Source organism: Brevibacillus panacihumi W25, assembly GCF_000503775.1.
Classification (GTDB): Bacteria; Bacillota; Bacilli; order Brevibacillales; family Brevibacillaceae; genus Brevibacillus; species Brevibacillus panacihumi_A.
The window spans coordinates 2044288-2058685 of the sequence record NZ_KI629782.1; the positions used below are offsets into that span (position 1 = coordinate 2044288).

Consider the following 14398-nt stretch of genomic DNA (forward strand, 5'->3'; position numbering starts at 1 on the left):
TAAGTGCGACCCAAACTTAAGAGAATGGAGGATGACTCCCAATGTCCATTATAAGACAAGGAAGCCTGTTTGATATACAAGAATTATTCGACTTAGAACCTCCCCAACGATTTGAAGCGATTTTTTCCACCCTTGACATCGATCCGATTCTTTGTGTTATCTCCAAAAAGTCGATCTATGGAGCTCCTACTGAGTTGAATTATGCTGCTATGCTGTATTCTTTGGTCGCTCGAATCGTAGAACGGATTCCAACCGTGAAAGATTTACGGAAACGGCTTAAACATGACTTTATCTTTCGGTTGGAATGCGGTTTTTTGGTTTCAGACAGCCTTCCTTCTGAGGCATCGTACTCACGTCTGGTTCAGAAGCTATCTGAAACAACACTTCTCGAGAAGGTTCAAGATACGTTATTGCTCCAAGCGATTCAAGAAGGGTTCGTGAATGATGAAGCGGTTGCTTTCGATGCGACCCATTTTGAATCTCGTGACCGTGGAGTAGCAAAGGAAAAAAAGCCAAAGCCGGAACCGAAGAAACGCGGACGTAAAACGAAAGCAGAAAAAGAAATATACGACAAGAAAAAGCAAGAAGAAGAAGCCCAAAAGTCCTTATACGAGAAATCTATTGCAGCCCAACTGGATGCCCCATTGGAAGAGCTCTTAACCCATGTCCCTTTACAGCCTGACTGGGGAATCAAGAAAAATAGTGAAGGGAAAAACGTGTTTTGGTACGGATACAAAGCACATCTTGCTGTCGGCACGAAAAGTCAATACATTCTTCGTTCCCTTATGTCCTCTGGAAGTATGAATGATGGGAAAGCGGCGATTCCTTTGCTCAAAGGAGTTCAGACGATCCTGCCGGATCGTATACATTATGGAATCATGGATGCAGGGTATGACTACAAACCCATTTATCAGCAAATCAGTCGAATGGATGCTCACGCTATTATTGCTTACAACAAGCGGAATGAAGGAGAAATGGTTGGGTTCGACCAGCACTTTGCTCCCACATGTGTCCGAGAGCACTCCTATCGTTACGACAGTTATGATAAAAAGTACAAAACACTGAAATTTGTACGTCCCAAGGAGTGCAAAGACTGTCCACTGGCTCAAGATTCCCTCTGTCAGAAGGTGTATAAAATTAAGGTCGAAACGGATCTTCGGAAGTATACGGCTCCGGCCAGAGGAACAAAAACGTGGGAAGAACTCTATGACCAAAGAACAGCTGTCGAGCGGGTGAATGCCTATTTGAAAGAATTTTTCCAACTGAACAACGTACGCTATCGCACAGGGAAGAGGGCCAAAGTTCATTTTGATTTGGTAACTCTTGTTTATAATGCCGCTAAATTAGCCACTGATCGGATTCGTAACGCACTGGAAAACAAGAAGCCAGTCGCGGCTTAGTTTTTAAAAAAGGATAAAGAAGAGATTGGGGCAGTCTGTATATTTTTAAGATGAGCAATTATGAAATTGATTCAAACGAGATCTTTTTCGTATTTTCTCCTCGAACGACATCATACAAATCTTTCACGAGTTGGTACTCACGTTCTGCGTCCTGCCAAGCCTTCTCAGCTTCGAGAATATTGACCCTGCCTTCGGTTCCTTTCCCATAGTTAAGTTCCGCTTGAATATTTTCATTGCGGATGATTTCCAGACGTTGTTCCAGTTCCTGCAGATGTTGCTGCAGCATCACAACATCTTGACGTTCTTTGCCAGCTGTTGCTTCTGATAATTCCTCAATTTGTTGCTCTATAGTTTTTGTAGCTGTATGATACGCTTCAATTTGTTGTTTCAATGCAGATCGGGCATCATCTTTCATCTTTGCTGATTTGTAGGCTTCTTCGGTCTCAAACCCTGCCTGTTTCAGCGCTTCGAAGTAACTTCGGTGCGCTTTTTCTTTTTTTGCTACTGCTTCGTTCTTTAAGTTATCTGCATTTGTACGGCTCGCGACCACCTCAATGTTTCGTTTACTCGCTTCCTGGAATTTCATTTGTGCCTGCTTCCAGGCGTCATCCATATTCTTCTTGTTCTCTTCTGTATCTCGGATTTGTTGTTCAAGCTTCTCAAGACTTCGCACCTCTTCAGGCAACGCTGCTAGCAATTGTTCATAAACTGCCTGCTCCGTTACAAACGCAGTCTTCTTATCATTGAATAAGGTGGAAGTATGTTCTTTCTGTTTGCTTTTCTCTTCTAAAGTTTGATCCAACGTTTCAAGTGCTTGCTTGAGTGGAGTGTGCTTGGCATGATTCTCCTTTAACTCCTTCTCCTCATTCGCCAGAGCTTTTCCTTCTTTCACCAACTCTGCAATGGACTCTTGAATTCCTTCTATATTGAAACCCTGTTCAAGCACTTGCTGCTGTTTCTCCTGGATCTGGCGTATAGTGGCATTGTACTTCGCTTTCGCTTCAAGATGTTTTTTCTCTGCCACAGATTTATCTTTACGCAACTGTTCTAGTTCTTCTTTCGTAGGGATTTCACCGATCATAGCAGCCTTTTTCGGGTGCTCTATACTGCCACAAACCGGACAAGTATCACCATCATGAAGATGGCTCGCTAATAAACCAGCTTGACCTTCGATCCAGAGATCCTCTACTACAGAATAGGCTTGATTCGCTTGCTCGAATGTATCCGATAATTCTCTTTCTTCTTCATGTTCTTCTGAAGATCTTTGTACGAGGTTAAGGTATTCTTGAATCATTGTTGCATGTTGTCTCAGAAGATTTAGCCGCTCAGTCATTTCCGGCAGATAGGCAACTTTATCCTCCAATTCCTTTACCTGAACTAATTTTTCAGATCGCTTGGACTGTAAGGCTTCCAGTTCACTCTGTGCATTAGCTACTTGCTTTGTTAAGGATTCTACCTCTATTTCAAGCTGCAGTACCTTCTGCTGTTTTTCATCAATATCCTTTACTGTTGGCAAATATCCCTGAAGGCGTTCCAACTCACGCAAAGCTTGTTCTCTTAACTTTTCTTTGCCCTCTTCCTGCTTATAATTTGCTTCGGCCGATCGGAAGCTTGACTCCGCTTGTTCGCATTCGATCAGTGCATCTTCTAGAAGTTTGTTTTTGCGGGTGAGTTCTTCCGTCATCTCCACGTAATGCCGCTCGTATACGTGCAGGTGAACGGCCTGCTCTGCAAGCGAAAGCTCCATCGCTTTTTGTTGAATATCCAGCGCTTGCGAGGCAAGTTCTTGTCTTGTAGCAATCTTCTGATCCAAAAGGTTAAATTGCTCATTCACACTTTGAGCTTGATGATATGCCGCGGTTTTTTCTTGGTGTTTTGCTGTCTCAACCTGCAACAACAACTTCTTTTCTTCCATTTGTCCAACATAGTAATCGATCTCTTTATCTAACGCTTCCACTACTTGATGCGTATTGTAATGCTGTTGTTGAAAGACTTTATACAGATCAGAACCTTCTCGTCCTGCCAGAGAGCCCTTCACATTGTTAATGTGATACTCCCGTATTTTGGCCAACTCCGCGCAAATTTGCTGCATTTCCTTACGCTTCTCATTCAATTGGTCTGCGACAACCTTATACAAATTGGTCTTGAATATACGGCGCAGTATCTCCTCCTTGTTTTCCGTTTCGGATGTAAGCAGTTTGCGGAACTCCCCCTGCGGTAGCATGACGATTTGACTGAACTGATCCTTCGTGAGACCAATGATTTCACGAATCTTTTCGTCCACTTGAGACACGATAAAGCGATCCGTTATGGGTATCTCTTCCCCACCTATGATTTCATACAATTCATATCTGTCACCCGTCGCTCCTTTATTGCCTGATTTCACATGAGCCAACTGCCGGAACACACGGTACGCGCGACCTTTCAGTTCAAATACAAAATCCACGGAAGTATGCACCTGATCATCAGCAAAATGACTGCGAAGCATTTTACTGTCGTTCCTGTCTTCCCCGCTTGCATCTCCATATAAGGCAAAGCAGATCGCGTCAAAGATAGATGTTTTTCCAGCTCCCGTATTCCCCGATACGACAAACAAGCGATTGTCTTTCAGTTCAGAGAAATCGATCACTTCTTCATTCTTATACGGCCCGAACGCAGTCATCGTAAGCTTCAACGGTCTCATCGCGCTCACCCGCTTTCTTGAAGATTTCTTCTATCGTTTCAATAAATAGCTTCTCTGTCTCTGGTGATAGCTCCGTACCTTTCACTTCTTTATAAAACGCTTTGAACAACGACAGCTCGTCCATCTGGGCTCGTCCGTCTACTGCCAGCGTTTCTCCGAGTAGTCCTGCAACAGCCATTTTTCGTTCTACGTGCATTGCATTTGGATAAACGGAGCGAACCCGTTCCATCGCAGACAATACTAACACCTCGTCCAGCAAGCGAACAAACACATAGTCCTCATTGATTGGATGCTTCTCAATATCTGCAATCAGGCCTTCTACCGTCCGCATGTCACGTCTCGGCGTAAGGTCTCTTTTCTCAATCGTTACATTACCGTCCCCATTCAGTTCAACGACAAGATAACCTTTGTTGTGATGTTCTTCCGAAATGGAATACTTGAGAGGCGAGCCGGCATAGCGGATCGTTTCGTTTCCAACATGGTGTGCCTGATGCAAATGTCCAAGAGCCGTGTAATGGAATCCATTAAAATGCTTGGCACTCACATGCTCAGCCCCACCGATGGATAGTGGTCGTTCCGAATCGCTGGTATTATTCTGAGCTTCACCACCAGGCGTAACGAAAGCGTGGCCTACGAACACATGCCGGGCATTTGGGTTCATGGATGCTTTGATCGTTTCGGTGATTTTGCACATCGCGTCATTATGTGTTTTGATCGTGTCATCGCGGAGCAAATAGCGTACTTTTCCGGGCTCTGCATAAGGGATGAGATGAAAATGAACTTCTCCATGCTCGTCGTGCAATACGACAGGTTCAAATGGATAAATCAGTTCACCAGCGATATGCAACCCCGAAGCTTTCAACATGCTACTGCCAAAATCCAGACGGCTCGGACTATCGTGATTACCTGCGACTGCTAGAACAGGAATTTCCAAATGAAGAACAAGCGTCTCCAGCACACGATCTAGCAATTGCACAGCTTCAGTTGGAGGAACGGCACGATCGTACAAATCACCCGCAATAACGATGACATCTGGTCTTTTAGCTTCTACGTCCTTGATAAATTGATCAAGGATATATTGCTGATCCTCCGTCATGTAAACACCTTGAACTAATTTGCCTAGATGCCAGTCGGCTGTGTGGAATATTTTCATTGCATCACTCTTTCCTTTCTGTTCGTTTTTTACCGTATTTACCCCTGTCACCAGTGTCTTCTGTTTTGTTAGTCCTATTATGACAAAAGTTCTCTGACAACAGGTTGCCAGAGAACTTTTGTTCGCATTTTTTGTTTAAAATAGAATTGAAACCTGACACTTACAAGATATCAAGTCTATCCAAGATTCCGGAATGTCTTTTGATGCTTGCTCGGCTCCTTGTTACTTAGAGTGTCAATTGTGCGTATCAATACCTAGAAGTCACTGAAAATACTCAAACAGGGTGGACGATGCAACAATTGGATATAAAAAAAGAAGATGGGGAGAGTACCCATCTTCCTAATTTCATCCCTTCACGATCTCCATTAACTTCTCATAATCGTTAACCACATCGTACTTCAGTTGATCAGAGTTCAATTTAGCAAAGTGTCGCCGTGCACATTCAATCTTTGCCTTCTCGACTTCACGCAGCTCCATCGAATTCAAAGAGCCTTTCGTCTCGGCAATAAAATAAATGTGCTTGATGTCACCTTCTTTGAATACAATCGCCCAGTCCGGATTGTAGTCGCCAACTGGGGTTGGGATATAAAAGCCTCGCGGCAGCTTGGCATAAATGTTTACTTCCTTGCTCGTGTCTAGCTCTTTCGCGAAAGTCTGCTCGATCTTGGAATCCGTCACCACATAGTCGTATATGTGCTTCTCAACCGCTATCGCATTTTGTCCAAGCTGTCCCTTCAGCGTGTTCTTCGTGAACACATCGGTATCGAACGTATCATTGATCACATCATACGTAATGGATTCAATAATCGTCGTCGCCTTCTGCTCATTAATCAGTCTAGATGCCCGGATAATAAACTCCTCGGGATTCTTCTGGAATAGCATAAACTTCGCTTGTTTGATACCTTTCATAATGGCCACAATCGTTTTTCTGGTGAGCTTTGTTTCATCCATCAGTTTGCCGATCAAGTCGTATTTGATCTTCGATGCCGCAGCTTGATGAACATAATCCGCGTCCGTCTCTCGAATTTTGAACGCTTCTCCCTGCTTCAATTGTTCACGGGATTCGATCTCATTCATTTCCCCATGCTTGATGGAATAACGAATTGAAGGCACGTCCAAGCTCATATTAATCGCCATGATGCTCTTCCGCACCAATTCTTCCGAGTCGAACTGAACCGTGTAAACCGATCTCTTATTGATCCGGCTCCACAATTCCTTGAATTCTTTCTTATGGAAGTTGCTGTTCACCGTGATATTCGGAACTGTATTCTTCCGATCATCGTTCGCCATATCCGACCTGCCTTCAACGTAGATCGTTTTAACCAATTCAATAAGTTGCTCTTGATGTGCGTGCAGCTCATCTGGTAGTTTAATGGTTTGTTCTTCTACGGCAGCAAAGTATGCATCCGTTAGATTGTAGTCATCGTCGGTATAGCCATTACGAATGAACGCATTTTGCAGCTTGTTTGCGAGTCTCTCATCGATCTTTAATTGTTCGCCGCGGGCATTTACAAGTACTTTTTGCAAGAAGAAGCTATTGTCTGCCTTGCGTGGGCGATCCGACAATGTCGCTGCAATCTCGCTCTGGAGCTGCTTGGCAAATTGCTCATAGGATTCACTTGCAACAACGGTCAGTGCATTAATCTCGTGAACGTCAATACCAGGAATACTGGAGTCGATCCGTTCGCCATACTTGTTCACGCAGAGACGCAATCCACGCCCAACTTCCTGCCGCTTCTTGATCGTAGAATCACTGTGCTTGAGCGTGCAAATCTGGAATACGTTCGGGTTATCCCAGCCTTCCTTCAACGCCGAGTGGGAGAAAATGAACCGCGTTGGTTCCTCAAAGCTGAGAAGTTGTTCCTTCTGTCGCATAATCAGGTCATATGCATCCGCGTCATCGGAGTCGGTTTCTCTGGCAGACACTTTGGAATCAACAAACCGATTGCTCTTTTTATCGATGGAGAAATACCCTTTATGCGTATCCTTTACGCGAATAGTATTCAAATATTGAACATATGGGTCATCTGCGAACAAGGACAGTTGTTCGTTTAGGAGTGCCATGTATTCTTCTACAAAGATATCAGCATAATCGCCGTTCCGTTCGTTGCCGTCTTTATCGTATTGTCGATACTTAGCAACTTCGTCGATGAAGAAGAGTGAGAGCACTTTAATTCCTTTATGAAACAGCACCCGCTCCTTCTCGAAGTGTGATTTCAGCGTCTCCCGAATCTGGATTCGCCGGAAATGAAGCTCGCTGACATCACCTTGCACGTCTCCGGCGAACAGCGTGACTCCATTAATAAAGCTGATGCTGTTATTCTGACCGTTGATCTCGGATACCTTGTAACCTTTATACTGCTCCAAATTCTCGGACAATTGATAGAGGTCATCGCCTGTGACGATCTTCTTGGATACTTTGGTTAATCCGGTTTTGGTTCGTTTTTCATACTCAAGTCTAGCAACGGGAGCATGCTTGTCGCTGACATCAATGCCTTCGAGGTACACGTAGCTGTTCGTTCCACTTGATCCTTTGACCGAGATACCTTTCACACTAATCTTCTTGACCAGTTTCATGTTGTAGGCATCCAGAGCATCGAGGCGATAGACTTTGTTGTAGTCTTCCCGGTGAGTCGCCGAATATCGCAGCGTAAACAACGCTTTAAAATCCTTTAATGCCTCTTTCGTCTTCTTCCCCTCAACGGATTGTGGCTCATCGATGATGAGTATGGGATTGGTGCTTGCGATTACATCGATTGGCTTACGAGATGCAAAATCATCCAGCTCCATCGTAATTCTTCTTGCATCCTTACCTCTCGCATTAAACGCTTGAGCGTTAATAATCATCACGTTAATACCAGCGTCACTTGCGAACTTCTCGATATGATGCAGTTGCTTGGAATTATAAACGAAGTAACGTGCCTTTGATCCATACTCCGCCATGAAGTGGTCTTCGGTAATCTGAAATGTCTTCAGCACACCTTCCCGAATCGCAATCGACGGAACAACGATAATGAATTTGCCCCAGCCGTACTTTTTGTACAATTCGAACATCGTCCGAATGTACGTGTAGGTTTTACCCGTACCGGTTTCCATTTCAACCGTGAGGTTGTACTTGCCCTCAAGCCGTTCCGATAGTTTCAATCCATTCTGGCGTTGCACCGCTTGAATATTGCTCAGAACTTCCTGATCGACTAGCTTGATAGGATTGTTCTTGAACCCATATTCCGAATCATTGCCGCTTGTTTGCTGAAAGAGATCACCGATTTCCACACTCTTTTGTCGCCGACCTTTATCAAGCGTGAAGCGAGAGGATTCGTTGGGCTGTCCTTGAAATACGTCAACAATGCTCTTTACTGCATCCAGTTGGAACTGCTGGTGTTTGAATTTAATCTTCATCGCTGCTCACCTTCCTTACAGCACTTGAATTTCAGTGCTTGGGGAGAGTAGCTTGAACAGCTCTTCAACATTGATGCGAGCAGAATCATCCCGGAAGGAGCTGTCACGGAATACAACGCGAAGAGGTTGATCCTCTGCGATCTTCTTGATAACCGACTCGGACACCTCGTCATCAAAGCAAGCGATTAAGGAGTTGCCTGCAACGTAGTGGACGGTTTTTCCTTCAATTTCTCTAGACTCCATAGGCAATGAAAGCTCTAGTCCACACTCCAGCATCACTTGAATTAGCAAGTCCTCGCCAGTGCGATCTTCCTTGATGTTCGACGCCATATCGTCCAGATTCATCTGGCCTAGCTTGTCCGGCGTGTAATAGACGTCTTTCATGTTGCTGGAATCTACTCGGTATACACGGAAGCCGTAGTCAATGTCTGCTCCTGTTTCTTCTTTGATCTTTTTGGCAGCACGGCGGATGCGTTCTTTGCCGATTTCGCAGATATTATGATAACCTTCTCTAAAAGCATCTGTCTTTTCATCCGTCTTTTCTGGCAATTGGACCATGATAAATCTTCTGTTTCCACCGTCTTCTGCATTGGCTTGCAAAACAGCATGAGCGGTTGTTGCTGAGCCCGAGAAAAAATCAAGAACGATTTCATTGCTTTTCCCATTGGTCGACAATTCCAGTATTCTCTGAATAACACCTACAGGTTTTGGAGTATCAAAGGGAACGGTGTTTCCAAATAATTCTTTGAGGGTTTTGTTCCCATCCCTAGTTGTTCCAACCTCTTTACCGAACCAGATAGTTTCGGGTGCCCTACCTTCCAAATCATTTAAGTAAATTTTGCGAATTATTCTCGTTTCATCTTGATTGAAGATAATTTCACCTGTACTAATTTTTTTCTGCACGGTTTCCTTACTCCATCTCCACCCATTAGACGGAGGACTAATAACTTTTCCAGACGGCGTGATAATATCATAGATTAAATTCGGTCTGTACAATGCGTTTCTAACATCTCCAGATCTCCATGATCCCTTTGGATCATTATCAGGGTTGGAATAAGCTTTATTATGTTCTTCCGTTCTTTCTAACGACTCCAAGGAATAATCCATCGATTTAGCATATATTAAAATAAAATTATGATGAACTGAAAATTTCCCCAAATACCCCTTAGGTTGAATACTGTGTTGCCAAATTACATTAGCAATAAAGTTGTCCACGCCAAATAATTCGTCGCAAATCTTCTTCATATTATCCAATTCTTTATCATCAATACTTATGAATATGACACCGTCATCTCTTAATAAATTTCTTGCTACTTTCAACCTCGAATACGTCATTGTCAACCAATCACTATGAAACCTACCATTAGATTCTGTATTTTGGAAGAGACGATTCCCTCCCTCATCGACTTGACCAGACTCCTCAAGATACTCATCTACAGGTTCTTTGAAATCATCCTTATAAATGAAATCTTTCCCCGTGTTATAAGGTGGGTCAATATATATCAACTTAACCTTATTTAGATATGACTCTTGTAAAAGCTTTAGGACTTCAAGGTTGTCTCCCTCAATGTACATGTTCTGTGTACCATCCCAATCAATGCTGTCTTCTTTGATTGGTCTTAACGTTTTATCTATAGGAGTATTAGCATTTAGGATGGCCTCTTTTTTACCTGGCCAAGTCAATTGATAGCGTTCTTTTTCCCCTTCAACAAGGTAGTCGGATAGCTCTTGCTTAAACAAATCAAAATCAACAGCACGTTTGATCTTTCCTTGTTCATCCCGTGCTTCCGTAATTACGTTAGGAAACAGTTCCGCGATCTTGTCGATATTGAGCTGAGTCAGATCGGTGGATTTCATTGTCAGATGGTTCATATTTTGGCTAGACCTCCAGTTACTTAGTTGAGAAGTTGATTCAGTTCTATACGTTTACGTTGCAGTTCCATGTTCAATTCGACCTTACGATTGAACTGCTTTTCACCGCGAATCCTGGACTCTAGTCGCTGGCATTCCTGCGTCAGCTTATCTATACTTGCTTGCCGCTCCAGAACGGCTGTAAGTTCCATTTCCGGCTTCGAGCTAATCGGTAGCAGTTGACGGATGATGTTCTCGTATACGGCCTTTAAATCAAGCCCTTGAATGATGTCCAGCTTCAATTCTTCTACAGGCTGCCATTCCGATTCGTGATAGGAACGTACAACGGAGCGGTTATCATCGGTCTGATTTCGCTCCTTGTAGGCGATTGCGTGTTTTGCCTGATCTTCGTATATAATGACGTGCAATATGGGGTAAGGAATCGCCTTGTCGATGCTCCGCAACAAATCAAGTGAGTAGGTTTGCTCTTTCAAGTGAACCTCAAACACCTGAACTTCCTCAATGTCATCTTTCGGTTCAAGGCGAATCGTCTCTTTGGATAATTTGTGCTTCCAGATGATCGATTCGACTTGCTCGGTAAACAGTTCCTTTAGATGTTGATTGGCGTGAAGCTTCTCATAGAACTTATTTTTCGGTATTTTGCGATTCACAAGTGTGCTTGATGGTAGCTGGAACATCATGCACTCACCTGCCTGATGACAACAAAGGTAATGAGTTCAAAATCTTCAAGACCTTTGACGGAATCGATTAAAGCCGTTGTGCCTCCCGAACTGAACAAGCTATCCAGATCGCCTTCTTCCTTCACCTGAACAATGGAGCGGATCGCTTCCTCAAGTAGCATGGAATAGGCATCCATCCTCCTACCGTCTTTCGTCGCTTGATTGAAGCTGCGACAGGCCTCCAAGACAGGTTCAGATTGTCCTCTGCACAGGGCACGCAGAACATCGAGTGTCTTCTTGACATCCATATGATTGGTTATGACTTCACCATCTTCACTCAGGTAGACCAGGTAGAAAGGATGCAAGCGATTCTGCTTGTCCGGGTTCAGTTCTTCATTCACATTGCGAAGAACGAATATGACGCCTGGCTGCACTCCCTCCTCTTCATCAGCAGAAACAACTGCATGCAGTCCGCTTGGAACGGTATCCAGTTCGCCATTCTCTTTGACGTAATTCACCAAATCCATTCGGAAATCATTAAGACCTAAATCCGTTATAGATACTCCGGTATTCATGTCATCCAGATCGACGACTTCTTTCTGCAAGCGATTAAGCTGCTGTTTCCGGTATTCCAGATCGCTGGACTGATTAAACAGAACATTGTCGTCGCCAGTTGCTGTCATATCCATGATGACCATGCGATTCTCGACCCGTTCTTTCAATTGAATGTACTCGTCCAGCGTCATGTTGGGCCAGAAGTTCACGAGCTGAATGGATTTGTTTTGGGAGCCGATTCGATCAACTCGTCCAAACCGCTGGATGATTCGTACCGGATTCCAGTGAATATCATAATTGATGAGAAAATCGCAATCCTGCAAGTTTTGCCCCTCGGAGATGCAATCGGACGCTATGAGCAAATCGATTTCGCCATCCACATCCGGCATAGTCAATTTCTTCTCCTTGGAACGAGGCGAGAAGCAGGTGAGCAATGTACTGATGTCATTCCGAAGTCCGGCGGTATTCTTGTTCTCATCGCTGCCGACAATTTTGGCGGTATCGATGTTATATTTCGACTTCATGTATGCAGATAGATGGTTGTACAAATACGCCGCGGTATCCGTAAATGCACTAAAGATGATCACTTTACGATTGCCCGGATTGATTGGCTGTCTGATTTTATCATCGATGACCTGTTTCAAGGCATTCAGCTTTTCGTCATACTCGGGCGTTACTTTCTGCATCTCTTCGTGAAGTGCAGATAGAATTTGGTAATCGCTCTTCAAATCTTCTTTCCATCGAAGCACGTCCATATCGGATAGGTTGATCTTTATGGTATCCCCGATGGTAAAGTCATCATCTAACCAATCGTCATCATCGAGACTGGCATCTTCAAATTCGGTGTATCCAACCGCGTCTGACTTTCCGCTTCGCTGATAAGCCTCTATTCTCTCCATTGTCTGACCAAGCTTGGATATAATCTTAGACAGCGTCAACCGGAAAGATTCCACGGAACTCTCCAACCGTTTGAGCAAGTTGATCCGCATCAGGAGCTGCAAGCTGCCTTCCCGGTCCAATTGTTTGAAGCTCCCGCTTCCGCCCTTTACACTCGTATCGTACATCTCTTCATATAATCGCAAGCGACTCGGTTGAATGTACTTGAACGGAGCATAAATACCAAGGTTGATTCTGGACAACTCCATAAAGATATCATTATAGCCGATGACATCCGTTCTGTCTGTCAGATTGCAGAACTTGGATAAAGGCGGCAATCGTTTAGGGAATTCGCCGATCTCCTCTGCTTTGTAATACTTCTGAATATGCTTGCGGGAGCGAGCGATGGTCAGACTATCCAGCAGCTCGAAGAAATCAAAGTCAAGCATACCCAGCAGCGTCTCCGTCGTCCGTTCAGCGGCATCCAGCTTAGACCACTGATTGAAGGCAGACTGGGCCCGTTTGAAGATATCATTGATGCCCCGCTCCGTGCCCAGCTTGTTGTTGATCTCTTCAGGATTTCCTTCGTAAGCTAAAGCAAGCTGATTGCGAAGATCCATGAACCTGTTGTTCACCGGAGTTGCCGACAGCATCAGCACTTTCGTTTTAACACCGCTCTTCAACACTTTCCGCATCAACTTCTGATACCTGGTCTCTTTATCTTTCTTCGCTTCGTTATTGCGGAAGTTGTGCGATTCGTCGATGACGAGAAGATCGTAGTTGCCCCAGTTCAATCTGTCAAGCGGAATGTCATTGGACTTGCCTCTCTCACGAGAAATGTCCGTATGGTAGAGTACATCGTATCGCAGACGGTCGGCGTATAAGATGTTGTTGGTCACGTTTTGTTTGTATGTGAGCCAGTTATCACCAAGCTTCTTTGGACATAGCAACAAGACCGACTTGTTGCGAAGCTCGTAATACTTGATAATACCAAGAGCGGTGAATGTTTTCCCGAGGCCGACGCTGTCTGCAAGAATACAGCCATTAAATTTTTCTAGCTTGTTAATGGCACCAAGCACCGCATCTTTCTGAAAGTGATACAGCCGCTTCCAGATTTCCGTTTCCTTAAATCCCGTTGCTTCATTGGGTAAAATATCCTCGGTAATATCTGAGAGGAACTCGTTAAAAATGTTATACAAAATGACATAATAAATAAATTCCGGTGAGTTCTCTTTATAAACTGATGTGATGTGTTCTTCAACTTGATTTGTCACATCCTCCAGCTTGCTTTTGTCGTTCCATAGTTCATTAAACAGATCAAAATACGTTTTTGTAATTGGAGCTTCATTAAACTTGTTCACTAATTTGGAAAGTGCATTGCCCTTCTCATAGCCTAGATCAACGGTCGTAAATCCATCAATAGGCATATAGGTAACCGATTCATCTGTAGATTGCAAATTCACCATTCCTTGCATTTTTCCAGAAGTAAGGTTCGTTTTGAAGGTGACTTTTTTTCGAATCCATTCACTGCATTCTTTGGCAATTGCTTTTAGTGTCATCTCGTTCTTTAGGCGTATTTCAAACTCTGTACCGTATAAGCTTTTTTCACGATTCAGTTTAGGGATGTAGAACTCTCGTTTTTCTTTCGTGAAACTGTCGGCAACGAAGGTAGGAGAAGTGAAAATGAATTGGACTTCTTCCACCTGGTTTAATTCCTTCATTAAGGCTTCAAATGCGTATATAGAGAAACATGATGCTGCGATCGATAACTTCGTTCCTTTGTGGATTGTGAGTTTCAGGT

At 43.9% G+C, this 14398-nt stretch carries 7 protein-coding genes; 1 reads left to right on the top strand and 6 read right to left on the bottom strand.

What is annotated here, in order from left to right; genetic code table 11:
- Positions 1–41 precede the first annotated feature (41 nt).
- On the top strand, positions 42–1400 hold the full coding sequence (locus T458_RS39090) for a transposase (protein WP_023555811.1): 1359 nt from the start codon (positions 42–44) through the stop codon (positions 1398–1400).
- 58 nt (positions 1401–1458) lie between these two features.
- Here T458_RS39090 and T458_RS39095 read toward each other — a convergent pair whose 3' ends face one another.
- The 6 genes from T458_RS39095 to T458_RS39120 all read right to left on the bottom strand — a co-directional run bounded on the left by T458_RS39095 (position 1459) and on the right by T458_RS39120 (position 14300).
- Positions 1459–4083, bottom strand: a complete 2625-nt coding sequence (locus T458_RS39095) for an AAA family ATPase (RefSeq protein WP_023556492.1) — start codon at positions 4081–4083, stop codon at positions 1459–1461.
- Positions 4040–5236, bottom strand: coding sequence for an exonuclease SbcCD subunit D (locus tag T458_RS39100; RefSeq protein ID WP_031305657.1), 1197 nt, complete (start codon positions 5234–5236; stop codon positions 4040–4042). The genes T458_RS39095 and T458_RS39100 overlap by 44 nt, the downstream gene beginning before the upstream one ends.
- 345 nt (positions 5237–5581) lie before the next feature.
- Positions 5582–8635, bottom strand: a complete 3054-nt coding sequence (locus tag T458_RS39105; protein ID WP_023556494.1) for a type III restriction-modification system endonuclease — start codon at positions 8633–8635, stop codon at positions 5582–5584.
- 15 nt (positions 8636–8650) lie between these two features.
- Positions 8651–10507: a site-specific DNA-methyltransferase gene (locus T458_RS39110; RefSeq protein ID WP_023556495.1), complete on the bottom strand. Its 1857-nt coding sequence runs from the start codon at positions 10505–10507 to the stop codon at positions 8651–8653.
- Between the two features lie 23 nt (positions 10508–10530).
- Entirely contained in the window at positions 10531–11187 is a 657-nt protein-coding gene (locus tag T458_RS39115) for a DUF4391 domain-containing protein (protein WP_252989802.1), read from the bottom strand.
- Positions 11184–14300 carry a helicase-related protein gene (locus tag T458_RS39120; protein ID WP_252989803.1) on the bottom strand — a complete coding sequence of 1039 codons (3117 nt, stop codon included), beginning with the start codon at positions 14298–14300 and terminating at the stop codon, positions 11184–11186. The genes T458_RS39115 and T458_RS39120 overlap by 4 nt, the downstream gene beginning before the upstream one ends.
- Between the last annotated feature and the right edge of the window lie 98 nt (positions 14301–14398).